Genomic DNA, 24,662 nt, shown 5'->3' on the forward strand with positions numbered 1-24,662 from the left:
GGCCTACCGCGGGTCCTGGCGGTTCAGCCGCAGCTTCCAGGGCGCCAGCGCCGACTCGACCTGCACCCCGATGCTCATCTTCGACGCGCCCTCGATCCGCTCCTCGAAGCGGATCGGCACCTCGCGGATCGTCAGACCGCGCTGGACGACCCGGTAGTTCATCTCGACCTGGAACGAATACCCGCTGCTCTGCACGGTCGGCAGGTCGATCGCCCGCAGGGTGCTCGCCCGCCAGGCCTTGAAACCGGCGGTGGCGTCCCGGACGCCCAGGCCGAGGATGGTGTTGACGTAGAGGTTGGCCCAGGCGGACAGGGCCTTGCGGTGCCAGGGCCACTCCGCGGCGGTCGAACCGCCGGGCACGTAGCGGGAGCCGAGCACCACGGCGGTGTCGTCGGCCAGCAGGGCCTGGACCATCGCGGGTATCGCCGAGGCCGGGTGCGAGAGGTCGGCGTCCATCTGGACCACGACGTCGGCGTCCTCGTCCAGGGCCCGGGCCATGCCGGCCAGGTAGGCGCGGCCGAGGCCGTCCTTCTCGGTGCGGTGCAGCACGCCCACGGTGCCGCCGGATTCCGCGGCGAGCTTGTCGGCGATCTCGCCGGTGCCGTCCGGCGAGTTGTCGTCGACCACCAGCAGGTGCAGGCCCGGTACCGGGAGGTCCGCGAGAAGACCCGCGAGGACCGGAAGGTTCTCCCGTTCGTTGTACGTGGGGACGACGACAACGACCTTCGGGGAGGCCTCGACCATGTTCTGTTTCCCTCGTGCCCTTTCCGGCCGGCACCCGTGCCACGCCGGACGGTTGTCCTTGACGACCTGCGGTGGATGAGACCGTGCGAGTGTATCGGTGCGGCGGACGGTTCCTCGCCCCGGGTGACGGGCTGGGCACGGCCGGCCACGGCCCGGAAATCCGTTCGACCGCGATGCGTGCCCGGGGCGCCGCGTCACCGCCCCGATCCGTCGTTCCGGGAAATTTCTTCGACGGCCCCTCGCAGACGGTCCCTCGCAGCTCCCGGCGGGCTACGCCCCGCCGTAGACGGTCGCGAGGTTGTCCCGGGCCGGGTGGGTCAGGCCGGCCGGGCCGGCGGCGAAGGTGCGCAGGACGTTCTCGGTGACCCGGCGGACCAGGTCCCCGGCCCGGGCATCGATCCCGTGGTCGGCGCTGCCGCCCCCGGGCCCGTGCGCGTCCAGGGCCTCCACCCAGCGCATCGTCCCGGAGGCGAACACCCCGGCGCCGCCCGGCACGGTGTAGTACGCGGTGTCGGAGTGCGAGCGGCGGCCCTCGCAGACCACGGGGGAGTGCGCGATCACCTCGATCGGACGCGGGGTGGGGAAGGCGGTGTCCACCCGGTCGTACTCGACGCCGACCAGGTGCGGGAAGGACGCCCCGGTGGCGACGCCGGTGCCCTCGAACGCCCAGTGCTCCGGCGAGCCGACCACGTACGGGGCGTCCACCGGGTAGCCGTCGTAGATCACGCCGAGCATCGAGCTCTCCGGGTCGGCGCCCGGGCCGACCCGGAAGTCGGTGGTCGCCGGGGCGCCGGCCTGGTGGCCCGGGTCCTGCGCCCACGCGTCCTTGTAGCAGACCACCGTCCGGTCCGGGCCCAGCTCCGAGGGCTCGAAGCGGACCCGGCGGAAGCAGCAATTGGCGCCCAGGACCGCCAGGTTGGTGCCGGCGTCCCGGGCCGCGACCACCTGGGCGCGCTGCTCGGGGGACCAGTACTCGTCGTGGCCGAGCGAGAGGACGGCGCTCGCGCCGTGCAGCAGCCCGGGCTCGCGGGCCACGTCGATCCCGGTGGTGTAGGCGAGCGGCAGCCCGAGCCGCTCGGCGAGCGCGACCAGTGGCGCCTCGTACACCAGGAACAGCCCGGCGCCGTGGTCGTAGTCGTAGGGCCGGTCGAAGACCACCCGCAGCGAGCGGGTGGCCAGACCGCCGGTGGGGCCGTTGTAGAGGCTGTACCCGCCCCACTCGTTGTACGCCTGCCAGGTGGCGGGGGCGCTCATCACCACCGTCCGCCCGGCGGTGGCGGCGGAGCGGACGGTGAGCGGGACGTAGCGCTGGCCGGAGCCGTCCTCGGCGTCCAGGCGCAGCAGGTAGGCGCCCTCGGGCCAGCCGGTGGTGTCCACGGCGAGGGTGCGCTGCCAGCCGGTCAGCACGGTCCTGGTCGCGGGGTCCACGTGCGGGGCGGGCTGCCGGCCGCCCGGGACGTGCTCGCGGCGCCAGACCAGGCGGGCGCGGGCGCCGTCGTACCAGCCGGTGCGGTAGGCGGAGACGGTGAAGGCGGCGGCCGGGGTGGAGACGTGCAGGCCGAACTGCTCACCGGGCAGCACGCTGACCCGGTCGGCGAAGCCCTCGATGGCGTCGGCGGGGCCGGGGTCGGTGATCTCCCAGTCGGGCGCGCCGGGCAGGGACTGCTCCGGCGGGACGACCACGTGCTGGGCGGCGGTCGGGGCGGGGGCGTCGGCGGAGGGGCGCGGGGCAGGGCCGTCGGACGAGGAGTGCGGGGCGGGGTCCGGGTGGCGGGTGCCGCAGGAGGCGGTGGCCGCCGCCAGCAGGCCCAGGCCCAGAATCCCCCGCCGACTCGGTTCCGCCACCGCTGCCTCCCTGGTGTCCGTCCTCGGCAAACCTGCACACATCGGTCGATCGCGCGGACATCCTCGCCTGTTCCGGGTGGCGGGTGCGGCCCGCCGCGCCGGGACGACCAGCACGGCGGGGCGCCGCCCGCCACCGCTGAGGGCCGTCCGGGGCACCGCTGGCGTGTCCGGACGCGCTGCTCCCCGGCGGTACCGATCCGGTCCCCTAGCCTGACCAGGCCCGCCGTCCGGCGGCCTTTGGGGGGCCGGAGCCGAGCGCGGCCGGCCGACTCGTGGACAGGGGTGCACGTGGTGTCGTCGGGTTCGGCCGATCCGGGGGTGGCACCCGCGACCCGCGGCGCGAGGTTCCGGGCGTGGATGCTGGAAGGCCTGTCGGACATGGCCAAGCAGCACCCCGGCCCGCACGCCGAGGCGCCGCACGTCAAGGGCCAGCGCTGGTGGCGGGTGATGTGCCTGACCGGCCTGGACTACTTCTCCACGCTCGGCTACCAGCCCGGCATCGCCGCCCTCGCCGCCGGCCTGCTCTCGCCGCTGGCGACCATCGTGCTGGTGATCGTCACCCTGCTCGGCGCCCTGCCCGTCTACCGGCGGGTCGCCCAGGAGAGCCCGCACGGCCAGGGCTCGATCGCGATGCTGGAGCGGCTGCTGTCGTTCTGGCAGGGCAAGCTCTTCGTGCTCACGCTGCTCGGCTTCGCGGCCACCGACTTCATGATCACCATCACCCTGTCGGCCGCCGACGCGACCGCGCACCTGGTGGAGAACCCGCATCTGCACAGCGTGCTGACCGGCAAGCAGGTGACGATCACCCTCATCATGGTGGCCCTGCTCGGTGGGGTCTTCCTCAAGGGCTTCAGCGAGGCGATCGGCATCGCCGTCGTCCTGGTCGCGGTCTACCTCGCGCTGAACGTCGTGGTGGTGACCAACGGACTCTGGCACGTGCTGAAGGCCCCGCACGTCGTCGGCGACTGGGCCGACGCGCTCACCGCCGAGCACGGCAACGTGATCGCGATGATCGGCGTCGCACTGATCGTCTTCCCGAAGCTCGCGCTCGGCCTGTCCGGCTTCGAGACCGGCGTCGCCGTGATGCCGCACATCGAGGGGGACCCGGACGACACCGAGGAGAAGCCCACCGGCCGGATCCGCGGCGCCCGCAAGCTGCTCACCACCGCGGCCGCGATCATGAGCTGCTTCCTGATCACCACCAGCCTCATCACCACCCTGCTGATCCCCGCGGACGCCTTCAAGGCCGGCGGCCAGGCCAACGGGCGGGCGCTCGCCTACCTCGCCCACGAGAACCTCGGCAACACCTTCGGCAGCGTCTACGACCTGTCCACGATCGCCATCCTCTGGTTCGCCGGCGCCTCCGCGATGGCCGGACTGCTCAACCTGATGCCGCGCTACCTGCCCCGCTACGGCATGGCCCCGCACTGGGCCCGCGCGGTGCGCCCCACCGTGATCGTCCTCACCCTGATCGCCTTCCTGGTCACCTGGCTGTTCGACGCCAACGTGGACGCCCAGGGCGGCGCGTACGCGACCGGCGTGCTGGTGCTGATCAGCTCGGCCGCCATCGCCGTCACCATCGCCGCCCACAAGTCCGGGCAGCGCCGCAGGACGGTCGGCTTCGCCGTGATCGCCGGGGTCTTCCTCTACACCACGGCCGTGAACATCGCCGAGCGGCCGGACGGCGTCAAGATCGGCGGCTGCTTCATCGCCGGCATCATGCTGGTCTCCTTCCTCTCCCGGCTCAAGCGGGCCTTCGAACTGCGCGTCACCGACGTGGTGCTCGATGTCGTCGCGGAACGCTTCGTCCGGGACTACATGCACCGCCCGCTACGGCTGATCGCCAACGAGCCGAACAGCCGGGACCTCGCCGAGTACCGCGACAAGATCCGCCAGATCCGCGCCGACAACGACATCCCGGTCGAGGACGACCTGGTGTTCGTCGAGGTCACGGTGCTCGACCCGTCCGACTTCGAGGCCGAGCTGACCGTGCGCGGCGAGGTGCTGCACGACCGCTACCGGGTGCTGACGCTGCAGAGCTCCAGCGTGCCGAACGCGCTGGCCGCCCTGCTGCTGCGGGTACGGGACCTCACCGGGCAGCAGCCGCACATCTACTTCGAGTGGACCGAGGGCAACCCCTTCGCCCAGTTCCTGCGGTTCTTCCTGTTCGGGCAGGGCGAGATCGCCCCCGTCACCCGCGAAGTCCTGCGCGAGGCCGAACCGGACCGCAGCCGCCGCCCGGCCGTCCACGTCGGCTGACGGCACCTCCCCGCCGAACGGGTCGACCGTCTCCGCCTCTGCTCAGTGGCAGTCCAGGTCAGCGGCAGTCCGGGTCGTCCGGGTCAGCGGCTCGGGTGGGACTTGCTCCAGGCCGGGGCGACGAAGGCCACCAGGGCGACGGCGAAGCCGAGTTGGAGAAGGTGCCGGATCCAGTCGATGCCCGAGGTGTGGCGGACGCCGATCCATCCGGAGACGGCGTTGCCGAGCCAGGCCCCGGCGGCGCCGAGCAGCATCGTCAGCCACCAGGGGATCGACTGCGGCCCGCGCAGGATCAGCTTGGCCAGTACGCCCAGCACGAAGCCGATGAGCAGAATCCACAGGAGCTGGAACATCGCAGTCCACCTTCCGGGCGCCGCCGGACTGACACCGGTGCGCCGAATCGCCGAGACGCGGTTCGTCCCATGATCGCCCGGATCGGCCGAACGGGCACGTCGGGAGCTTCTACGGCTCCGGCCGCACCTGTTCGGTCCTGAGCTTCACCGAGGACTCCTGGCGGCCGGCCCTCAGCGTTCCAGTGCCGCCTCGACGGCCTCGCGGACGTCCGGGTGCGGGTCGTTCGCGAGGCCGTCGAGCAGGGCGGCGACACCTGGGGTGGACCAGCCGGCGACGGCCCACACCAGTTCCTCGCGCACGGCCGGGTCCGGGTGGGCGGCCAGCCGGGCGAGGCGGTCCAGTGGGCCGCGGCGGCGGCGCCCGAAGCTCTGCAGGGCGGCGAGCAGTTCGGCGGGGTCGCCCGGCTCGCCGGCGGCCTCGATCCGGGCGAGCAGGACGGGCACGGGCGGCGGCGGGGCGTCCAGCGGGTGCTGGTGGCGCTCGCGCAGTCGACGGCTGCCGTACCCGCCGACGGGCTGGCAGCCCATGCAGGGGCAGGGCCGGGTGCCGTGGGCGTTCGGCTGGTAGCGCCAGCCGGAGACCTGCGGCACGCCGCGGATCCGGTGGACCTCGCGGGCGCCCACCGCGCGCGGCACGAACACCTCCCAGCCGCGCGGGTCCGCCAGTTCGGCGATCCGCCGCACCGCCTCGGCGGCGGGCACCCACTGTTGGGCGTCCCTCGCGCGGTCCCGGTAGTGCCCGGCCAGCACCTGCTGTGCGTCGTCCAGCCGGAGGTGCACCGCGACCAGCGAGCCCCCGGTGCCGAACCGGGCCAGTTCGCGCAGCCACTGGTGGGTCAGCGGGTACGAGGGCAGTACCGGGAAGCAGTACAGCCCGCGCACCCCGCCCTGCCCCCGGCTGTCGGCCCGGATCCCGGCGCGGCGGATCCGCGGCGCGTTCGCCGCGGTGGTCAGGTGCACGAACATCGCCATGGCCCGGGATGCTAGCGGCTGGCCGAACGCGGGCCCATCGGATTTCCTCGGGAGACGGGGCGGGGCGGGGCGGGAGGCAGAGCAGGAGGCGGGGCGGGAGGCGTCAGGCGGTGCCCGTGCGGCGGGTGATCAGGGCGGCGAGGCCGTCCAGGATGCGGTCCAGGCCGAAGTCCAGGGCCTGGTCGCGCCCGTCCTCGCCGGTCATGGCGGCGGCCAGGGCGGGGTAGCGGTCGGCGTGCTGGTGCACCAGCGTGCCGAGGGCGGTGAGGAGTTCGGCTTCGGGGGAGCCGTCGGGCCCGGCGGCGCGGGACTGCTGGGCGATGCTGCGGACGTGTCCGGCGAGCAGGACGGCGGCGTCCATCCGCTCGGGGCCGGTCAGTCCGTGGCCGTCGAGGGCGGTCACCACCCGTTCCAGCCAGGTGAGTTCCTTCGGGCCCATCACCCGGGGGCCGACGGTGGCGTCGAGCAGCCACGGGTGGCGGCCGAACGACTCGGTCAAGTGGTGTGCCCAGGCGGTGAGTTGGCCCCGCCAGTCGTGGGCGTTCCGGTCCTGCGGGGGCTCGCCGACGGCGGCCTCGACCATCAGGGCGACGAGTTCGGCCTTGCCGGGCACGTAGCGGTAGAGCGACATCTTGGTGAAGTCGAGCAGCCCGGCGACCTTCTGCATCGAGACCGCGCCCAGGCCTTCGGCGTCCGCGATCTCGACGCCCGCCGCCGCGATCCGCTCCAGGCTGAGGGCCGGTTTCGGCCCGCGGGTGGGCTTGGCCGGGGGGCCCCAGAGCAGCCGCACCATGTCGTTCGCCGCCTCGCTCACATTCCGCTCCCGTTCTGGGGGTTGCTCGTCCGACCTAACTGCGTCTACCGTACACAGCAGCAAACAGTATCCACTGGACACAGTTTTTCGATCCTCTCGGACGGAGTGGTTTCCCATGAGCACCAAGGTCCTGATCTCGGGCGCGAGCATCGCCGGCCCCGCCCTGGCCCACTGGCTCGGCCGGTACGGCTTCGAGGTCACCGTCGTCGAACTCGCCCCGGCGCTGCGCGGCGGCGGCCAGAACGTCGACTTCCGCGGCCGCACCCACCTGACGGTGCTGGAGCGGATGGGCGTCCTCGACGAACTGCGCGCGCTCGACACCGGCGGCAGCCCGATGACCTTCCTCGGCGCCGACGGCCGCCGACTCCTGCACCTGCCCGCCGAGTTCGCGGGCGGCGAGCTGGAGATCCCGCGCGGTGAACTCGCCCAGCTGCTGTACCGGCACAGCCGCGCCCGCGCCGAGTACGTCTTCGGCGACTCCATCACCGCCCTGGAGGAGACCCCGAGCGGTGTGCGGGCCGCCTTCCGGCACGGCGCGCCGCGCGAGTTCGACCTGGTGATCGGCGCCGACGGGCTGCACTCCAACGTCCGCCGGCTCGCCTTCGGCCCCGAGCAGCGCTACGTCCGCCACCTCGGCTACTACGCGGCCACCTGGCAGTTCCCCAACGACCTCGGCCTGCCGCCCGGTTCGGTCGGCCTCAACGTCCCCGGCCGGCTCGCCTCGATCGGCGCCGACCACCGCGACCCGGCCCGCGCGGGCGCCTTCTGCCTCTTCGCCTCGCCCGAACTGCGCTACGACCGCCACGACCCGGAGCAGCAGAAGGCCCTGGTGCGGGATGCCTTCTCGGGCCTCGGCTGGGAGGTGCCGCGCCTGCTGGAGAGCCTGCGGCACGCCCCCGAGCTCTACTTCGACTCGATCAGCCGCGCCGACGTCCCCACCTGGTCCAGCGGCCGGATCGCCCTGCTCGGCGACGCGGCCTGCGGCGCCACCATCGGCGGCATGGGCACCGGCACCGCCGTGGTGGCCGCGTACGTCCTGGCCGGCGAACTGGCCCGCGCCCGCGGCGACCACCGCACCGCCTTCGCCCGGTACGAGCAACTGCTGCGCGGCTACGCCCAGGGCTGCCAGAAGGGTGGGGACCGCACCGGCCCGTTCCTGGCGCCGCGCACCGCCACCGGCCTGCGCGTGCGCAACGGGCTGCTGAACCGGCGCTGGGTGCTGAACCGGATGCTGGAGCTCGGGAAGCAGGTCTCCAGCGTCGAGCTGCCGGACTACGAGCTGCCGAAGGGCGGGCTGCCGGACTACGAGCCGCTGGAGAGCGAGCTGCCGGACTGCGAGCTGCCGAAGTGCGCGCGCGAGTCGGCCGGTCGGTTCAGTGCGGCGGGCTGATCCGGGCGCCGCCGTCCAGGGCCGCCTCCACCTGGACGGCCGCCCGGGCCGGGCGCTCGACGGCCAGCGTGTGGTCCGGGGCGGGCCGGTCGGCGGACCAGTCCGGGCCCTTGACGGCGAGCCGGGTGACCCGCCGGCTGCCCGCCGCGAGCAGGAACTCCGCCCCCTGCGGGGAGCGCCACCAGGCCCAGCCGACGACGTCCTGCTCGAACCGGCTGCACGCCCGCCCCGGGCCGCCGCCGGTGCGCTGCGGGCCGCGGGCGGTCGGCAGCAGGACGGCGGTGGCGGCGCTGCCTTCGCCGGTCCATCGGTCGGCGCGCAGGCAGACCCAGGACGCCGAGCCCGCGTTCTGCGGCAGCGGCTGCACCGCGAAGGCCCACAGGTTGAGCTGCTTGACGCCCGGCGTGCCGTCCGGGACGGCGCAGCCCGCGCGGGCCCAGGCCAGCAGCGCGTCCTGGCCGGTGGCCTCGCGCGGCTCGCGGGCCGGCTGGGTGCGGTCCGGTGGCGGGGAGTAGGTGAGGTGCGCGGGGACGAGTCCGCCGAGGTCGGTCAGCAGGAAGGCGTGCTTCTCGGCGATGGCGGGGGAGGAGTGCAGCTGGAGCACCGTGGCGCCGTGGCAGTCCGCGAGCCCACCGCCCGGGACCGCCGCCGTGACCCCGTCAGGGTGGTCCAACGGCCGTGCGGGGGAGTCGGGTTGGTCGATCCGGCGGGTCTCGGCGGCGTCCACCCAGGGGGCCAGCAGATAGCGCACGGCGGTGCCCTGGCGGCGCAGCACCACCGCGCCCGCCGTGGTCACGTCCGAGTCGTCGGCCCGGGCGAGGTCCAGGCCGCCGTCGCGCCCGTCGGTGTAGCGGGCGAGCCGCCGGCCGTCGAACAGCACCACCACGGCGGCGCCGTCGACCGTCCCGGCGAACAGCAGGGCCGGCGGGGCGACGAGCGGCGTGGCGTCCACACCCGGCTCGGCGCGGGTCTGCGGGCCCGGCCGCTCCCAGGCGGCCAGGGCGCGGCCGAGCAGCGCGCCGTCGTCGCGGCGGTCGCCGCGGGCGGGCCAGGCGGTGAAGTCGACCCGCGCGGTGTGCTGCCACCGGTCCGGCTCGACCCGGGTCAGGCGGGCCGGGTCGGCCGCGGTGCCGGACGGGGCGGGCGCGGGGCGGGCCGCAGGCGCGGCCGGGCCGGAGTCGGCCACCACGGCCGCCGTCGTGCTGAGTCCGAGCAGGCCGACCAGCAGCACGGCGCTCCACGTCCGGCGGCGGCGCAGCAGGTCGGTGGGCTGGACCCGCACCGCGCACGGGTCGAAGGCGGGCGGCTCCGGGTCCGCCCCGGCGGTCACGCCGGCCGCCGCCGCGACGGCCTCCTCGGGGCGCTCGACCCCGGCCTGTCCCAGCGCCCCGGCCGCCTGCTCCGGCGTCAGCCCCTCCACCGCGCGCAGGGCGAAGGCCGCCCGGGCGGGGGCGTCGAGCGCCGCGAGCGCGTGGTCCAGCGCCGCGTCCTCCTCGCCGCCGTGCGGGGTGAACAGCCGCAGTCCCCAGATCCGGGGAGCGGGCAGCCGCCGCGCGGGGTGCGGCCGCAGCGCTGCGCGCAGCACCCGCAGGCGCAGCGCGGCGTACACCGGGTCCTCGTCCGCCGCCGGCGGACCGGCCGGGCGGGTCCAGCGGGAGGGCAGGGCGCGCTGGACGGTCGCGTGCGCGGCCAGCACCCGGCTGTGCCGGTCCCGGTCGGCGGGCAGCGCGAGGTACGCCAGCCGGGCCAGCCTGCGGTAGTGGCGCACCAGCGCGGCCTCGGCCTGGGCCACCGGGCGCGCCGCGGCGCCCTGCGCCGGCGATGCCGCGCCCATCGTCCGTCCTGCCAACGGGCCCTCCCCGGATGCCGTGCGTGCTGTCGTGGTGGACGGTCCAACGAGTCGATCATGTGATGGTTGCGCCGTCCGGGTCGCCGGGTCGCCGGGTCGGTGCGTTGCCGGGTCGGCGGGTCGGTGGTTTCGGCGAGGCGCCGGGTCGACACCCCGCCGGGTCGGGGGTGTCGGTTCGGCGCGGTGTCGGATCCGCGTTCGGCGGGCGGGCCCAAGGTCCCGTCCGTTCAGCCCCTTGGCCCCTGGCGGCCCGTGCCGCCGGGCGCGATGCTGCCGGTACCGGCCGGGACGATCCGCGCCCGGCTGCAAGAGTGTCGTGGACGAGGTGAACCGGCGTGCGGCATGCCACCGTCGAATCAGTGATGACCAGCCCCGTGGTCCGGGTCGCGCCCGAGACCGGTTTCCGGGAGATCGTCGCGCTGCTGACCGAGTACGACATCACCGGGGTGCCGGTGGTGGACGCGCAGGGGCGGCCGCTCGGGATCGTCTCCGAAGCCGACCTGCTGCGCACGCTGGCCGCGCAGGAGGATCCGGGCGCGCTGCTGCCCGCCCCCGAGGCGGCGCCGGCCGGCCCGGGCGGTGCCGTGACCGCGGCCGACCTGATGACCGGGCAGCCGGTCTGCACGACGCCCGGGACCAGCGTGGTCGCGGCGGCCCGGCTGATGAGCCGGCACGGGCTGAAGCGGCTTCCGGTGCTGGACGAGGACGGACGGGTGACCGGCATGGTCAGCCGCGGGGACCTGCTGCGGGTGTTCCTGCGCGAGGACGTGGTGATCCGGCGGGAGATCGTCGAGGAGGTGCTCGGCCGGATCGACGGGGTGAGCCCGGCGGAGATCGGCGTCGAGGTCGATCAGGGCCGGGTGGTGCTCAGCGGTACGGTGCCCGAGCCGTACCTGGTCCCGATCGTGCTCAACCTGTGCCGCTCGGTGGACGGCGTGGTCTCGGTCACCGACCGGCTCGGTGCGGGCGGGGCGGCCGCTCCGGTGGGCTGATCCGTCGATCCGTCGATCCCGAGATCCGTCGATCCTGCGATCCGACCGCTGTGCGCTGCCCCGGCCCGGGCGGTTCGCTTCGCATACTGCGGAGCGTATCGGGTAACTCACCCTGTGTGCCCGGCGGGTCGAACTGCCGGGGAGGCGGAGCACAGGGGAGGCGGCCGTGGCAGTCGTGTTCGACGCGGACTTCACTTCGACCAGACAGTGGACCGCCGGGCGCAGCAGTGCTTACCCCCGGATGGGGCCGACCAACCGGAGCGACCACAAGCTCGACTACCTCGGCCGCGGCTACTGCCCGGGCGGCGTGTTCAGCGCCACCCGGCGGCTCGTCGGCGGGCTCTGGACGTGCAACCTGCTCACCACCGAGGGCAGTCCGGACGGCTTCCAGGCCCGCACCGGCGACCAGCTGTCGGCACGCATCACGCTGCCCGTCGGGCTGGGTGCCTGGCCGGCCGTCTGGACCTGGCGGGACGGCGGCAACGAGGTCGACCTCTTCGAGTACCACCCCGACCACCCTGACCTGTTGGAGTTCTCCAACCACGTCCGGGGCGGGTACCGGTACTGGCACGGCGCCGGCTCGGGGATCGCGCCCGGGTCGACCTTCGACCTGCGGGTCGTGCTCGGCGCGAACTCGGTGGACTGGTACGTCGAGGACGAGCTGGTCTACGCGGACCTGCACGGGGTCGGTCCCGGCTGGCAGGCGTACCTGATCGTCAACCTGTCGGTCGCGGACGGCACGTACCACGACCGGCCGCCGCTGCAGGGGCCGGACCGGCTCAGCTGGGTCTGCCACAGCCTTCAGGTCGAGCGCTGAGCGTCCCGCCTCACGGGGCGAAGGTGGCGGTGACCGGGCCGCGCGGGCCGGAGCGCTGGAACCAGACCGTCCGGCGGTGCGCGCCGATGTGCGCGGGGTGGGCCACGTACAGGTCGTCGCGCGGGGCGCGTTCGTTGCCGGGGGCCAGGGCCGCGTCCACGGCGCGCGCGGCGATGGCGTGCAGCAGGGCGGTGGCGGTCGCTTCGGCCGCGGGCGGTGCGATGGCGAGCGCGGTGAGTTCGGCCCAGAGCGCGGTGGAGACGTAGCTGATCGGGGAGTGGCCGAGCGCGGGGTGGGGGCGATGGTCCCCGTGGCGCCGCAGCACCCCGGCCGCGACGAGCTGCTCGGGCGAGCGGTCGTCGGCCGGTGGGTGGTGGTTCATGGGCGGCAACGCTACCCCGGTGGGCCGGGCGCTGAGCGCCGGAACGTTTTCTCAGGCTTTCTTCAGGGCGCTTCGGCCCGGTGCGGGCGCACGATGGTGGTGAGGCGCTGGTCACCTCGGCGGGCCCCGGCTGCGGGGCCGGAGGAGGAGGTCCCCATGAGGTACTGGCACGGACACGGCCACGTCCTGGGTGGCTGGGGCATCGGTGTGATGGCGGTCTTGACGCTGCTGGTCCTGCTGGTGCTGGTGCTCGCCGCCATCGCCCTGTTCCGGTACGTGTCGCGGTCGCGCCGGCCGTTGCCGTACGGCCCGGCGGGTCCGGGTGCGGCGGGGCCGGGTTCGGGTTCGGCGGCTTCGGGTGCGGCGGGGCCGGGGTGGGGCGCACCGCACGGCGCGGCGGCCGGGCCGACGCCCGAGCAACTGCTCGCGGAGCGGTTCGCGCGTGGCGAGATCGACACCGAGGAGTACCGGCACAGGCTCGACACGCTGCGCTCGGTGAACGGGCCGGGTGACGGCTGAGCCGGGGCGCACGCGGGCCCGCCACACGGTGGTGCGTGTGGCGGGCCCGTTTGCGGTGGCGTCCTGGCCGGCGTTTGCGCAGCCCGTTCGGCCTGCGCGGTCTACTCGGCGTGCGTGGCCTGCTGGGCCTATTCGACGACCAGCTCGACCGGGATGTTGCCGCGGGTGGCGCGCGAGTACGGGCAGACCTCGTGCGCCTGCTTGACCAGCTGCTCGCCGGTCCCGTCCGCGAGTGCCTCGGGCAGTTCGACGCGCAGCACGACGGCCAGGCCGAAGCCGGCGCCGTCCTTGCCGATCGACACCTCGGCGGTGACCGAGACCTCGCTGGTGTCGACCCGGGCCTGGCGGCCGACCAGGCCGAGGGCGCTGGCGAAGCAGGCCGCGTAGCCGGCCGCGAACAGCTGCTCGGGGTTGGTGCCCTGGCCGCTGCCGCCGAGCGCGGGCGGCATCGCGAGCGCGAGGTCCAGCTGCCCGTCGGAGCTGACGGCGCGGCCCTCCCGGCCGTTGGCGGTGGCGGCTGCGGTGTAGAGCGCGTCCATGGTCGGTTCCCTTCGTGTGTTCCGGCGGCCGCCCGGGCCGCCCTCTGAAGATAAGTAGAGCACGCAATTCAATTGCGCACAACTAAATGATGTGAGGGTGATCGGTACCATGGAGCCATGACCACGCTCCCCGGCATGGCGGACGAGGAACTGCTCCGCCTCGACCAGCAGATCTGCTTCTCGCTGAACGCGGCCTCCCGCGCTTTCGGCGGCGTCTACCGGGTGCTGCTCCGCGACCTCGGGCTCACCTACCCCCAGTACCTCGTCCTGCTCGTGCTCTGGGAGGACGGCGACCTGCCCGTCAAGCGGATCGGCGAGCGCCTGCGGCTCGACTCCGGCACGCTCTCCCCGCTGCTCAAGCGGCTTGAGGCGGCCGGACTGGTGCGGCGCGAGCGCAGTCCGGAGGACGAGCGGTCGGTCACCGTCAGCCTCACCGCCGAGGGCTCCGCCCTGCGCGAGCGGGCCGGCCGGGTGCCCCGCCGGCTGTTCGACGCGACCGGGCTGCCGGTCGAGGACCTGGCCGCGCTGCGCGTACTGCTGGAGCGGGTGACCGCCGCGCTGGACTCGGCGGTGGTGGAGCCGGCGCCGTAGTCGCGGCATCCGCCCTGTCAAGTCGGGCGGTCCACGGTCTGTGACGTGGGTCACGTGCGTCTGGGTCCCGGGCTCCTGTCGGGGCCGAACCGGCAGGTCAGCGCCGGTTTTCGAAAGTGAACGGAAACGGTCGCCAATTGTCCGCCCGATCCGGTCAACAACCCGGGCCGCCCGGACGGTTACACCACGAGCCCCCAGGGGCCGTCGGCGTGCCACCCGGTGGGCCGGCCAGCTGACCCACGAAAGGGGGGCGCGTGTGCTGAACACCCCCGGGCCGGGCGAGAAGCGGGACCTGCGGGCGGACCCGCTCGGCGCGCTGCCGGCCGACTTCGAGGCCTTCTTCACCCGCGAGCACCCGGGCTACCTCCGGTACGCCCAGCAGCGCCTGCGACATCGCGAGGACGCGCAGGACGCCGTCCAGAACGCGGGCGCCACGCTCTACAGGAACTGGCGCCGCGCCCTGGCCAGCGCCGACCCGCAGGCCTTCGCCTTCAAGATCGTCAAGGATGCGGTGGTGGACCTCCTGCGCGAGCGCCGCCGTGCCGAACGCAAACGGCTGCGCGTCATCGCGCAGCGCCGGCCCGACACCAGCCAGGACGAACTGGACCAGCTCGCCGAACTCGACGCGCTGGACTGGGCGATGGAGGAGCTCGCGCGCGCCGCCCCGGTCCAGGCCGACGTCGTCCGGCTGCGCCAGGCGGGCCTGTCCTACCCGGACATCGGCCGCAGCCTCGGCATCGCGCACACCACCGCCCGCACCTACTACAGCCTCGGGCGGCGCCACCTGGAGTACCTGCTGGAGCAGCCGGACGACGGGCAGGCGCCGTGAAGGTCACCGAACTGCTGCGGGCGGACGCCGCCCTGCTGGAACGCGAGTTCCGCGACCACGACCCGGCCGCCTTCACCCGTCGGCTGGCCGAGCGGCTCGCCGCCGCCCGCCGGCCCGCGCCGCCCGCCCGCGAACGCCCGGCCCGCCCGCCCGCGAACGCCCGGCCGCCGCACGCCTTCGGCGAGCCCCCGTGGGCCGGCGGCCGGACCGAGCTCCGCCGCGACCTGCGGCACCTGTGCGCCACCGTGGCGGGCGCGGTGGACCCGGGCGAACTGGCTCTGGACCTCGAACTCGCCGAGAAGACGGCCTTCCGCACCCTCGGCTGCCTGCTCTACGGGATGGGCCGCACCGCGGACGGCGTCTTCTGGTGGCGGATCGCGACGCAGTACGGCGACCGGCTGGCCGTGCACTGCCTGGCCGTCCACTACGCGGCCGAGGGCGAGACCCGGGACGCGGCCCGCTGGGCCGCCCAGGCCGAGGACCTCAGCGCCCCCGGTCACCTGCCCGCCCTGGCCCCGGACGCCGGGCCGGGCGGCGCCGCGCAACTGGCGCGGGAACTGGCCGAGCGCTACGACGGCGAGATCCTGCTGACGCTCAGGGACGTGCTGGCGGTGCGCCCGGGGGCGGACGGCGGACGGCTGGGCCTGCGGTCGGTGCGGGGGAGAGGGGTGGTGCGCATCCGGTGAGCCGGGCGGTGGGGCGGTGGGGCGCTGGTGGGTGGAGGGCGGTGGTGGTGGCAGCGGGGCGGCCGCCGCCCGCGGGCTCACGCGAGCCCCGTGATGGCGTCGCCGACGTACTCGGCCCCGATCACGGCCAGCACGGTGGTCGTGATCGCCGTGCTGTGGGTGGCCAGCCAGGCCTTCCACTCCCCGAGGGTCCGTGCCGAGCGGTCCCCGCGGAGCAGGTGGACCGCGAGCGGAAGCAGCGTGCACAGCGAACCGATCAGCACCATCAGCGCGGCGGCCACCACCGTGCCCCCGACCCCGGCCGTACTGGCGGCGATCGAGGCCGCGCCGCCGACGGCCAGTGCCAGGTTCTTCGGGCCGGTCGTGACCAGGACGACCGCGAGACCGGCCGACCGGCCCGCGCTGAAGCGGCCCACCACCCGCATCCACTTCGGCGGCGCGGTGACGTGCCCCGCGCGGGGCCGGTCGCGCCACTGCTTCGCGGTCATCAGGACGAACAGGACGCCCAGCGCGAGCTCCAGCCAGTACGGCCAGGTCGGCCGACCGCCACCCGAACCCAGTGCGCTGCCCGCCGCCACCACGACCGCCACCACCGCCGCCAGGCCGACCGCCCAGCCGGCCGCGAAGGCGAGCCCGATGGTCCGCCCGCGCGGTGCGGCCAGCATCAGGACCACCGCGACCAGCGCCGGCGGGCTGATCGCGAGGCCCACCGCCGACGCCAGCATCGAACCGACCGCCTCGCCCATCCCGCTCCCGCCTCCTCGCCGTCGCCCGGGCTCGCCCGGCGCAGCCGCCGTCAGCGCCCGTCCGGCGCAGCCGCGGTTCGGGCTCGTCCCGTGAAGCCGCTGCCCCGGGGCGTCCGGTGAAGCCGCTGCCCCGGGCCTGCTCCGCCGGGCACACGTCTGCCCCATTCAGCTACGCCCGGGGCCGCCGTGCACGGCCGGGACCGCTGTGCGGGTGAGGCCCGGGGGCTCAGGCGCGGAACGGCCGTCGTTCGACCGGAACCGCCGAGGGCCGCCGCACCGGTGCGGTGCGGCGGCCCTCGGACGTGGTCACGGCAGCGGATCAGTCGTTGCCCGACTCGATCGCGGCGCTGTCGAGCGCGGTGGACTTGGCCGCCAGCGCCTCGGCGTCGGGGCCGGCGGCGGCGATCGGCGCCGCCCCGCCGGGCGCCAGCTCGCCGATCAGGCCGCTCCACGGCGCCAGCTGGCCGTGCACCGCGTACTGCTCCAGCTTGCTGCGCGAGTCGGCGATGTCGAGGTTGCGCATGGTCAGCTGGCCGATGCGGTCGTCCGGGACGAACGCGGCGTCGACGCTACGCTCCATGGACAGCTTCTCGGGGTGGTAGCTGAGGTTCGGGCCCTGGGTGTCGAGCACCGAGTAGTCCTGGCCGCGGCGCAGTCGCAGCGTGACGCTGCCGGTGACCGGCTGGCCGACCCAGCGCTGCAGGCTGTCGCGGAGCATCAGCGACTGCGGGTCGAACCAGCGGCCCTCGTACAGCAGCCGCCCGAGCCGGCGGCCCTGGGTGTGGTAGGTGGCGACGGTGTCCTCGTTGTGGATCGCGTTGAGCAGCCGCTCGTAGGCGGTGTGCAGCAGCGCCATGCCGGGGGCCTCGTAGATGCCGCGGCTCTTGGCCTCGATGATGCGGTTCTCGATCTGGTCCGACATGCCCAGGCCGTGGCGCCCGCCGATCCGGTTGGCCTCGTGCACCAGCTCGACGGCGTCGGCGAACGTCCGGCCGTTGATGCGGACCGGACGGCCGAACTCGAACTCGATCGTCACGTCCTCGGTCTGGATCTCGACCGCCGGGTCCCAGAAGGCCACGCCCATGATCGGGCTGACGATCTCCATCGAGGTGTCCAGGTACTCCAGCCGCTTGGCCTCGTGGGTGGCGCCCCAGATGTTGGCGTCGGTGGAGTAGGCCTTCTCGGCGGAGTCGCGGTACGGCAGGTCGCGCTCGGAGAGCCAGGCGGACATCTCCTTGCGGCCGCCGAGCTCGGTGACGAACCGCTGGTCCAGCCACGGCTTGTAGATCCGCAGGCTGGGGTTGGCGAGCAGACCGTAGCGGTAGAACCGCTCGATGTCGTTGCCCTTGTAGGTGGAGCCGTCGCCCCAGATGGAGACCTCGTCCTCGCGCATCGCGCGGACCAGCAGGGTGCCGGTCACGGCGCGGCCGAGCGGGGTGGTGTTGAAGTACGTCTGCCCGGCGGAGCGGATGTGGAAGGCGCCGCAGGCGAGGGCGGCCAGGCCCTCCTCGACCAGCGCCGCCCGGCAGTCGACCAGCCGGGCCTGCTCGGCGCCGTAGGCGCGGCCGCGGGCCGGGACGTCGGCGAGGTTCGGCTCGTCGTACTGGCCGATGTCGGCCGTGTAGGCGTAGGGGACGGCGCCGTGCTCGCGCATCCACGCGACGGCGACGGAGGTGTCCAATCCACCGGAGAATGCGATGCCGATCCGTTCACCGACCGGCAGCTTGCTCAAGACCTTCGACATGCATGCACCCTTGACCCGCGAGGCGCGGGCTCCTGACTTAGCGACGTGTGAGGGGATTCGGCGTATCCGATGCCCGCACTCTGGCATAGGTTTGCAGAGTACCGCAAGAGCATACGATCGGCTCGGCGAGGGGCGGCCGCTCCTGTTGCCGCCCCGGCCGTGGCCGATCGGTGGTCGCCGTGCCCCAACCCGGCTTTCTCCCAGGCGCGTTGGGAGGTCGTATGCCGGGGCGGGGGTCAGGAGGCGCTGTCGGTGTCCGGCCCCTGGGCGCGCAGGCGGCGGACGTTCTCCAGCGACTCGCGCAGTTCGGTGAGCCAGGTGTCGGAGTGGCGCTGCACCAGGCGGACACACCAGGCGAGCGCCTCGCTGCGGCTGCGGGCGACGCCCGCCTCCACCAGGGTGTCGAGCACCTGCCGTTCGGGCTGGCGCAGCCGGGTCATGACGGGGGCGGAGACGGTGGTGAACATGCCCCTCAGGTCGCCGCACTCGGCGCCCCAGGAGACCTTGCGGCCGTAACGGCGCTCGGCCTCCCGGGCGACGGCGATCCGGGCGTCCCTGGTCCGGTCGCGGAACTCGGCGATCCGGCCCTCGAGCGCCGCTTCGCGCTCGGCGTCCGATGCTGCCTGGTCGAGGACGGGTTCGGTGATGCGGCCGACGACGGTGATCTCTTCGCGGTCCGCGGTGATCTCGACGAGATCGGTGAACAGGTCGGCGGGGAGGCGGCCGGTGAACCACCCCCGGAGCTCTTCGGGTGAGGTTGTAATCATGTAATCAGCATTACTCGGGGTGGGGGTGATCGCAAGACCCCGGGGAGGAACGTCGGGAGGAACGCCGGAGGAACGCCGGAGGGCCGTCAGCGCGTGGCGGAGACCGGCACCCGGGCCCGGGCCCGCGCCCGGCCGCGCAGCCAGGGCGTCCGGGCGGCCAGCGCGCCGAGGCCGAGCGCCACCAGGTGCCCGGCGTCGGCCAGTTGCTGGTCCAGCGCCCAGGTCACGGCCAGCCCCAGCCCGAGCGCGGGCAGCCCGAACCGGCGCAGCGGAGCCGGGCCCAGGGCCAGCAGGCAGCCGGCGGTGCCGACCAGCCCGTAGCTGATCCCGACGTCACGCGCCCGGGACAGCGCCCCCGGGATCCGGGCGGTGAGCATCACCCACATGGCGCCCTCGGTGAGCAGAGTGGCGCCCAGGTGCCCGAAGACGAAGACCGCGCCGGCCCGGGCCGGGCCCCAGCGCCACTCGGCCAGACCCAGCACCACGGCCACCGCCGCGATGCCCGCCCAGGCGGGCACCCCGTCGACCACCAGCCCGCTGGTGAACATCGTCCACCACTTGCCGACCTCCATGTGGTGGACGTTGCTGCTGTTGTGCCGGACGAACCGGGCCCGGGCGCCGTGGCTCTGGCCGGCCAGCCAGCAGGCCGTCGCGGTCAGCAGCAGCACGTACACCGTGGTCAGCCGCAGCCGGTCCGCCACGCGCAGCGCCGGGTGCCGCGCGCCGGGGCCGGCGTCGATACCTGCAGGTGCGGTCGTCGTGCCGCGCTCGCTCATCGTGCCCGTCGCCCTCGCTGTGCGGTCCCGGTGGTGCCGCCCGGCGGCCCCCGGCGGCCCGTTCCGGGCGGTCAGAGCGCCAGCGTACGCCAGCCCCGGGTGATCTCCTCGCCGACCGAACTCGCGTTCGGCGCCGGGCCGCCCGGGGCCGGAGAGGCCGTCAGCAGCTCCAGCAGGTCCAGCAGTGCCGCGCCGTCCGCCGGGTGCCCGGCCGGGTCGGCGTTCAGTGCGCGGACCACCACGGTGGCCGGCGCCGGGTCCAGGGCGTGGGGGGATGCGGGAGACTGTCCGCGAGACCCGCTCACCCGAAGGGCGCACCGCGTCGACGCGCCCGGAGGCGCCCCGGGTGAGGGTGAAGGGAACCGTCGAGGAGGCGCCGATGACCGGTGGCACCACCAACGCGCCCGGACACCGGCGCCCCTGGTGGGCACGCCTCGCGCACGCGGTCTGGACCTACGTCCGCCGGGCCCCGGGCACCTACGTCTGGCTGGCGATCCTGCTCGCCACCACGCAGGTGATCCGCCACGTCGACACCGCGACCGCCGACCGGATCCTGGAACGGCGCTCGACCAACCTGCACCACCTCCAGGTCTCGCCGGTGCGCGTGCTGATCACCAGCGCGCTGTGGATCGCGGGCGGCGGGTGGCTGAGCTACTTCCTGCTCTACAACCTCTTCCACGTGCCCGCCGAACGCTGGCTCGGCACCCTGCGCTGGATCTCGGTGGCGATGATCGCGCACGTCGGCGCGACCTATCTCAGCGAGGGCGTGCTCGGGTGGGCGATCCACCGCGGCATCGCCCCGCCGAGGGCCGTCTACACCCTCGACTACGGCGTCAGCTACGCGCTCGCCGGGGTGGTCGCGGTGCTCACCTATCTGATCGTGCGGCCCTGGCGGTACCTGTACGTGGCCGGTGTGCTGGTCTTCTACGGCCTGGGCGTCGCGCAGAGCCGGGACTACACCAGCATCGGCCACTTCAGCGCCGTGCTGATCGGCCTGGCCTGCTACCCGCTGACCCGGGACCGCCCCGGCTCCTGGGACCCGGTCGCCACGGGCCGGCTCGTCCGAGGGCGGCTGCGCCGGCGTTGACGGTGGTGGCGATGGCAGCGGTGATGGTGGCGGTGGCGGCGGTGGTTGGTGGCTGCGTCGTGGTGGTGGTGGCGTCGACGGATCAGCCGGTGCGCGGGGGGCCCGGGGCGGGCGTGCCCAGGTAGGCGTTCAGCGGCGGTCCCTGGGCCAGCACCGCCCCGGCCGTGACGGAGAAGGTGATGGCGGCGCAGAGCACGATCAGCCAGGACAGCCCCATCAGCACCAGGCCCAGCGAACCATACTGGGCCAGCGCGCGGTTCAGCGCGTCCGGCATGTAGATCCGGGCGGTCAGCGAGAGTGCGGTGGCCGCGGCGGCTGTCAGCAGCGCGCCGGGCAGCAGCGGCAGCCAGCCGACCCGGGCGCTCAACAGCAGGTGGGCGGTCCACCACCAGACGACGAACGAGGCGGTGAAGGTCAGCGGCAGGCCCAGCCAGAAGCCGGCGCCGAAGTCGTCCCGCAGCGGGCCCTGGAACAGCAGCACCGCCAGCCAGGTCACGATCCACAGTAGCCACCGCCAGGCCGCCACCTTGGTCCCGGCCTTCGGTAGCCGCCAGGCGTGCTCGCAGACCCGGGCCACCGCGCGGCTGCAGCTGGTCGCCGACAGCAGTGCCATCAGCACGCCGATGAACCCGGTGGTCTGCCGCAGGTCCCCGGTGCCGTACAGCGACTGGTGCAACTGCTGATCCGTGGCGCCGGAGATGCCGAAGAGCGAGCGGAGCGAGGCGACCATCTGGTCCCGCACGCCGGTCGGGGCGAACGCGGCCACCGCGAACAGCAGCGGTACGGAGGTCAGGAAGATCTGGGAGGCCATCCGGGTGGCGGCGTCCAGGAGTCCGGGGGAGAGCAGCCGGGCCGTCAGCTCGGTGATCACGGGGAAGCGCCGCTCGGCCTCGGCCCGCGCTCGCTCCCACCGCCCGCGCCCCCGGGCCAGCCGCTCCCCCCAACGGCCGGCGGCCTCCCTCACCGACCTCATCTCTCGGTCCTCCCGCAGCGGGGCAACGATCCGCCCCAGTCAAGGCCAGCCCGGCCCGCCCCGCCACCGGAGGTGTCCGTCCGCAGGCTGGCGGGTGGGCGGCGTCGGGCGTCTGGGGTCGGGGCCGGGTAGCGGGTGTGGTGTGGTCGTGGGTCTACCGTCGGGGCGGCGGGCTCGTGAGGCTCGTGGGGTTCCGCCCGATGAGGGTGTTGAGCACGTTGAGGGCCGCCTTCTTGCGCTGGGCCTTGCGCGACCAGACCGCCGGGCAGACGACCCCGAAGAAGAACAGCAGCACCACGACGAGGCTCGGGGCCGCCGAGATGATCGCGATGGTGTTGTTGCTCTGGAACCCGGCCGCGACCGGGCCGGCGCCGGTCGCGGCGACTCCGGCCGGAGCGAGCCAGCGGGGGCCCGGTGCGGGCGGTGCGGTGCCCGTGGCCTGGGCGCTTCCGCCCGACGCGGGAATCCCCGTACCCTCGTGCATGTAGTTCTCCGGGTGTTGATGGGGCTACGAGTGATGACGGCTTCCTGTTGACGCAGGGAGCCGTCGCTCCGTTGTGGGGCGTACGGCTCGTACCGACAGTGGATACGATGACAGAGCTGCGGAAGGCCGAAAAACCGCAGAAAACATCGCGGGACTTGAGAAAGTTGATGTTGGTCCAGGTCAGAGGCGTACCGACGTCGCTGATGTGACCCGCATCACAGGAAATGGGAGAGGAACTGTGAGGAATCTCACGGTGTGGATATGGCGCGCAGGCTCCCGCTGAGTGGAACGGGCCCGCTGGTCTCCTTCGCCCGCGAGCTCCGCGAACTCAAGGAACGGTCCCGGGGCACGGTCGAGACGGTCGTCGCGCTAGGCGCCTCGCGGACGGCGGTCTACGCCGCCCTGAACGGATCCCGCCTGCCGAGCGCCAAGAACCTGGACGCCATGGTCGAGGCGTGGGGCAGCGGCAGCGAGCTCGAACGGCGGCAGTGGTACGACCGGCGACGTGCCGCCGAGGAAGGCCTCGCGGAGGAGGCCCGGCGGCAGGGCGCGGCGACGGCGGGCCGCACACCCGAGGAGGAGGACTTCACCCGCGCGCTGCGCGGACTGTGGAACAAGGTCGGCGACCCGTCGACCGAACGGGTGGCGCGCCACTGCGACCTGAGCGCGCGAACGCTCGACTCCTACCTGGACGGACGGACCATTCCGACGGAGTCGCGGCTTCGCGAACTCTTCGACGGGCTGTCCGCGCTGCGCGCCGATGACAGCGCCTGGCTGGCGGCCACCCGGGACACCCTCATCGGGGAAGTGCTCTTCCGCGCCCAGACGGCGCGGCAGGAGGAGCGGGCGAGGGTCAGGGAACTGGCCACGGCCCTCCCGGAAGGGCAGGCGCCGGTCGAGTTCGGCCCGTTCCCCGACGGCATCGGGCCGGTGCCGGGCGTACGGCTGGGCCAGGAGTTCGACAACCGGCGGACGCTCTCGCTCGCCGGCGTGCACCGGCCGCTCCAGGCCGGTATCTGCGGTCTGCGAGAACTCGGCGCGGAATCGATCGTGGTCTCCGGTGGGTACGAGGAGGACGAGGATCTCGGTGACGTGATCCTCTACACCGGGGAGGGCGGGCGGAGCCCGCAGACGGGGCAGCCGGCCCGGAACCAGCAGCTGACGCGCGGCAACGCGGCCCTGGCGACGAGCGCGGCGACCGGGGCCCCGGTTCGCGTGGTCCGGGGAGTCACCACCGCGACCCGCTCCTTCTACCGCTACGACGGGCTCTTCCGGGTCGAGGACTTCTGGTCCGAGAACTCCTCCGGCGGTTTCCTCGTGTGGCGGTTCCGCCTGGTAGCCCTTCCCCCAGCCGAACAGGCCGCGGCAGTCGCCCGGGTATCGGATCGGGTGACGGCTCCGACGGATGAGGATGGTCGGGAGGCGGGTCAGGCGGAAGACGTCCGGAAGGGTAAGGGTGAGGACGTCGGGCAGGCGGGGCCCGTCCGATCCGCGACATCGGTCGTGCGCGTCGTCCGGAACACCGCGATCGCCACCCACGTGAAACGTGCGCACGACTACACCTGTCAGTTGTGCGGCGTCCGCATGGCGGTCCCGGGCGGCGCCTACGCCGAGGCCGCACACATCACGCCCCTGGGGAGTCCGCACTACGGATCGGACACCGTCGACAACGTTCTCTGCCTGTGTGCCAACCACCACGTGCTGTTCGACTTCGGCATGCTGATCGTCAATGACGACCTCACGGTGGTGAGCCGCGACGACAGCTCCGTGCTGGGCCGGCTGCGGGAGGCGCCGGATCACGTCGTCGACCGGAAGCGCCTCGCGGAGCATCGGCTGCGGCACGGGGTTCCCCGGCACGAGGGCATGCGCTGAGCCTCCCGTCCGGTCATCTCGGCCGCCGCCCCGTCTGCTCGTGGTGAACGGGCGGGGCAGCGGGTTGAGCCGAGGGCGGGGCTGGGGGGATCGTGCTACTGGCTGACGGACTGGGCCAGACAGAGGATGTTGCCCTCGCTGTCCTTGAACCAGGCGGCGCGCAGGTTGTCGCGTTCGGCGATGCCGTTGACGGTCTTCAGCCCGGGGAAGTCGTACTCCTCGAACGTGATGCCGCGCTCACGCAGGGCGGACATCGCGTTGTCGAGGTCGGCGACCTTGAAGCTGGCGAGGGTGTGGGCGGCCTTTCCGCCGCTGGGGGTGTGGTAGATCGTGAACTGGGTGCCGCCGCAGTCGCAGACCAGTTCCTCGTCGGTCTCCTCGGCGAGCTTGAGGCCGAGGGTGTCGGTGTAGAAACTCCTCGCGCGGGCGAGGTCGGCGGCGGGGATGACGGCCTGCAGTGGTGCGTCTCCAAGCATGGTGCTTCGCCTCCTCCTGCTTCCAGGCTAGGGACGTCGGCGGGCGGGCGCCCACGGGGGCGGTGGGCGGCGGCGGGGCGTGTGCGGGAGATTGCCGGGTGTTGCCGCGCTCGGAGAGGTGCGGTCGAGCGGGGCGCGGAGGGCCGGCACGGTCGT

26 protein-coding genes are annotated in these 24,662 nt (G+C 73.9%); 10 read left to right on the forward strand and 16 right to left on the reverse strand.

Going from position 1 to position 24,662, the window contains the following annotated elements; all coding sequences use genetic code 11:
- Positions 1–3: 3 nt before the first annotated feature.
- Together ACFWPT_RS14085 and ACFWPT_RS14090 are read right to left on the reverse strand one after the other, a co-directional pair.
- Positions 4–744, reverse strand: a complete 741-nt coding sequence (locus ACFWPT_RS14085) for a polyprenol monophosphomannose synthase (protein WP_063350695.1) — start codon at positions 742–744, stop codon at positions 4–6.
- Positions 745–1,014: 270 nt separating this feature from the next.
- Entirely contained in the window at positions 1,015–2,589 is a 1,575-nt protein-coding gene (locus ACFWPT_RS14090) for a N,N-dimethylformamidase beta subunit family domain-containing protein (protein WP_380481929.1), read from the reverse strand.
- A gap of 357 nt (positions 2,590–2,946) precedes the next feature.
- On the opposite strand from ACFWPT_RS14090, the gene ACFWPT_RS14095 reads away from it, so the two are divergent.
- Positions 2,947–4,848, forward strand: coding sequence for an amino acid transporter (locus tag ACFWPT_RS14095; protein ID WP_380481931.1), 1,902 nt, complete (start codon positions 2,947–2,949; stop codon positions 4,846–4,848).
- Between the two features lie 83 nt (positions 4,849–4,931).
- Here ACFWPT_RS14095 and ACFWPT_RS14100 read toward each other — a convergent pair whose 3' ends face one another.
- The 3 genes from ACFWPT_RS14100 to ACFWPT_RS14110 all read right to left on the reverse strand — a co-directional run bounded on the left by ACFWPT_RS14100 (position 4,932) and on the right by ACFWPT_RS14110 (position 6,966).
- Entirely contained in the window at positions 4,932–5,201 is a 270-nt protein-coding gene (locus ACFWPT_RS14100) for a GlsB/YeaQ/YmgE family stress response membrane protein (protein ID WP_363582603.1), read from the reverse strand.
- A gap of 171 nt (positions 5,202–5,372) precedes the next feature.
- Positions 5,373–6,173, reverse strand: a complete 801-nt coding sequence (locus ACFWPT_RS14105; protein WP_380378350.1) for a HEAT repeat domain-containing protein — start codon at positions 6,171–6,173, stop codon at positions 5,373–5,375.
- Between the two features lie 103 nt (positions 6,174–6,276).
- Positions 6,277–6,966 carry a TetR/AcrR family transcriptional regulator gene (locus ACFWPT_RS14110; protein ID WP_380481987.1) on the reverse strand — a complete coding sequence of 230 codons (690 nt, stop codon included), beginning with the start codon at positions 6,964–6,966 and terminating at the stop codon, positions 6,277–6,279.
- A 136-nt stretch (positions 6,967–7,102) separates the two neighbouring features.
- Between ACFWPT_RS14110 and ACFWPT_RS14115 the strand changes: the two genes are divergently transcribed.
- Complete coding sequence (locus tag ACFWPT_RS14115) at positions 7,103–8,377, forward strand: FAD-dependent monooxygenase (RefSeq protein ID WP_380481933.1); 1,275 nt, start codon at positions 7,103–7,105, stop codon at positions 8,375–8,377.
- Here the strand turns inward: ACFWPT_RS14115 and ACFWPT_RS14120 are convergent.
- On the reverse strand, positions 8,361–10,211 hold the full coding sequence (locus ACFWPT_RS14120) for a hypothetical protein (RefSeq protein ID WP_380481935.1): 1,851 nt from the start codon (positions 10,209–10,211) through the stop codon (positions 8,361–8,363). The genes ACFWPT_RS14115 and ACFWPT_RS14120 overlap by 17 nt on opposite strands.
- Positions 10,212–10,588: 377 nt before the next feature.
- On the opposite strand from ACFWPT_RS14120, the gene ACFWPT_RS14125 reads away from it, so the two are divergent.
- On the forward strand, positions 10,589–11,218 hold the full coding sequence (locus tag ACFWPT_RS14125; protein ID WP_380378345.1) for a CBS domain-containing protein: 630 nt from the start codon (positions 10,589–10,591) through the stop codon (positions 11,216–11,218).
- A 166-nt stretch (positions 11,219–11,384) separates the two neighbouring features.
- The gene (locus ACFWPT_RS14130) at positions 11,385–12,035 is read left to right on the forward strand and encodes a beta-glucanase (RefSeq protein WP_380378343.1); all 651 of its coding nucleotides are present in this window, start codon (positions 11,385–11,387) and stop codon (positions 12,033–12,035) included.
- Between the two features lie 10 nt (positions 12,036–12,045).
- Here ACFWPT_RS14130 and ACFWPT_RS14135 read toward each other — a convergent pair whose 3' ends face one another.
- On the reverse strand, positions 12,046–12,417 hold the full coding sequence (locus ACFWPT_RS14135; protein ID WP_380343920.1) for a hypothetical protein: 372 nt from the start codon (positions 12,415–12,417) through the stop codon (positions 12,046–12,048).
- Between the two features lie 156 nt (positions 12,418–12,573).
- On the opposite strand from ACFWPT_RS14135, the gene ACFWPT_RS14140 reads away from it, so the two are divergent.
- Complete coding sequence (locus ACFWPT_RS14140) at positions 12,574–12,936, forward strand: hypothetical protein (protein WP_063350701.1); 363 nt, start codon at positions 12,574–12,576, stop codon at positions 12,934–12,936.
- Positions 12,937–13,064: 128 nt separating this feature from the next.
- On the opposite strand, the gene ACFWPT_RS14145 is transcribed toward ACFWPT_RS14140, so the two are convergent.
- Positions 13,065–13,475, reverse strand: coding sequence for an organic hydroperoxide resistance protein (locus ACFWPT_RS14145; protein WP_063350702.1), 411 nt, complete (start codon positions 13,473–13,475; stop codon positions 13,065–13,067).
- A gap of 117 nt (positions 13,476–13,592) precedes the next feature.
- Between ACFWPT_RS14145 and ACFWPT_RS14150 the strand changes: the two genes are divergently transcribed.
- The 3 genes from ACFWPT_RS14150 to ACFWPT_RS14160 all read left to right on the forward strand — a co-directional run bounded on the left by ACFWPT_RS14150 (position 13,593) and on the right by ACFWPT_RS14160 (position 15,581).
- Positions 13,593–14,066, forward strand: coding sequence for a MarR family winged helix-turn-helix transcriptional regulator (locus ACFWPT_RS14150; RefSeq protein ID WP_063350703.1), 474 nt, complete (start codon positions 13,593–13,595; stop codon positions 14,064–14,066).
- A gap of 256 nt (positions 14,067–14,322) precedes the next feature.
- Positions 14,323–14,895 carry an RNA polymerase sigma factor gene (locus ACFWPT_RS14155; RefSeq protein WP_380481938.1) on the forward strand — a complete coding sequence of 191 codons (573 nt, stop codon included), beginning with the start codon at positions 14,323–14,325 and terminating at the stop codon, positions 14,893–14,895.
- Complete coding sequence (locus tag ACFWPT_RS14160) at positions 14,892–15,581, forward strand: hypothetical protein (protein ID WP_380481940.1); 690 nt, start codon at positions 14,892–14,894, stop codon at positions 15,579–15,581. Before ACFWPT_RS14155 ends, ACFWPT_RS14160 begins: the two co-directional genes overlap by 4 nt.
- 77 nt (positions 15,582–15,658) lie before the next feature.
- On the opposite strand, the gene ACFWPT_RS14165 is transcribed toward ACFWPT_RS14160, so the two are convergent.
- The 5 genes from ACFWPT_RS14165 to ACFWPT_RS14185 all read right to left on the reverse strand — a co-directional run bounded on the left by ACFWPT_RS14165 (position 15,659) and on the right by ACFWPT_RS14185 (position 19,856).
- On the reverse strand, positions 15,659–16,327 hold the full coding sequence (locus ACFWPT_RS14165) for a GAP family protein (protein ID WP_380481942.1): 669 nt from the start codon (positions 16,325–16,327) through the stop codon (positions 15,659–15,661).
- 319 nt (positions 16,328–16,646) lie between these two features.
- Positions 16,647–18,071 carry an argininosuccinate synthase gene (gene argG, locus ACFWPT_RS14170; protein ID WP_380481944.1) on the reverse strand — a complete coding sequence of 475 codons (1,425 nt, stop codon included), beginning with the start codon at positions 18,069–18,071 and terminating at the stop codon, positions 16,647–16,649.
- 236 nt (positions 18,072–18,307) lie between these two features.
- Positions 18,308–18,838, reverse strand: coding sequence for a hypothetical protein (locus ACFWPT_RS14175; protein ID WP_380481946.1), 531 nt, complete (start codon positions 18,836–18,838; stop codon positions 18,308–18,310).
- Between the two features lie 86 nt (positions 18,839–18,924).
- On the reverse strand, positions 18,925–19,614 hold the full coding sequence (locus ACFWPT_RS14180) for a rhomboid-like protein (RefSeq protein WP_380481948.1): 690 nt from the start codon (positions 19,612–19,614) through the stop codon (positions 18,925–18,927).
- Positions 19,615–19,685: 71 nt separating this feature from the next.
- Positions 19,686–19,856 (reverse strand): hypothetical protein, encoded by a 171-nt coding sequence (locus ACFWPT_RS14185; protein WP_380481950.1) that lies wholly within the window; start codon positions 19,854–19,856, stop codon positions 19,686–19,688.
- A 137-nt stretch (positions 19,857–19,993) separates the two neighbouring features.
- Here ACFWPT_RS14185 and ACFWPT_RS14190 point away from each other — a divergent pair, with 137 nt between their 5' ends.
- Complete coding sequence (locus ACFWPT_RS14190; protein ID WP_380481952.1) at positions 19,994–20,701, forward strand: rhomboid-like protein; 708 nt, start codon at positions 19,994–19,996, stop codon at positions 20,699–20,701.
- Between the two features lie 82 nt (positions 20,702–20,783).
- Here the strand turns inward: ACFWPT_RS14190 and ACFWPT_RS14195 are convergent, their stop codons facing one another.
- Both ACFWPT_RS14195 and ACFWPT_RS14200 read right to left on the reverse strand, forming a co-directional pair.
- Entirely contained in the window at positions 20,784–21,674 is an 891-nt protein-coding gene (locus ACFWPT_RS14195; protein WP_380481954.1) for a ribonuclease BN, read from the reverse strand.
- A 154-nt stretch (positions 21,675–21,828) separates the two neighbouring features.
- Positions 21,829–22,158, reverse strand: coding sequence for a hypothetical protein (locus ACFWPT_RS14200; protein ID WP_063350711.1), 330 nt, complete (start codon positions 22,156–22,158; stop codon positions 21,829–21,831).
- A 261-nt stretch (positions 22,159–22,419) separates the two neighbouring features.
- Between ACFWPT_RS14200 and ACFWPT_RS14205 the strand changes: the two genes are divergently transcribed.
- A complete protein-coding gene (locus tag ACFWPT_RS14205; protein WP_380481957.1) occupies positions 22,420–24,030 on the forward strand; it encodes a YDG/SRA domain-containing protein in 1,611 nt (536 codons plus the stop codon).
- A gap of 95 nt (positions 24,031–24,125) precedes the next feature.
- Here the strand turns inward: ACFWPT_RS14205 and ACFWPT_RS14210 are convergent, their stop codons facing one another.
- Entirely contained in the window at positions 24,126–24,506 is a 381-nt protein-coding gene (locus ACFWPT_RS14210) for a VOC family protein (protein ID WP_380481959.1), read from the reverse strand.
- Positions 24,507–24,662 lie beyond the last annotated feature (156 nt).

The sequence above is a fragment of the Kitasatospora sp. NPDC058478 genome, from assembly GCF_042720345.1.
Lineage (GTDB): Bacteria > Actinomycetota > Actinomycetes > Streptomycetales > Streptomycetaceae > Kitasatospora.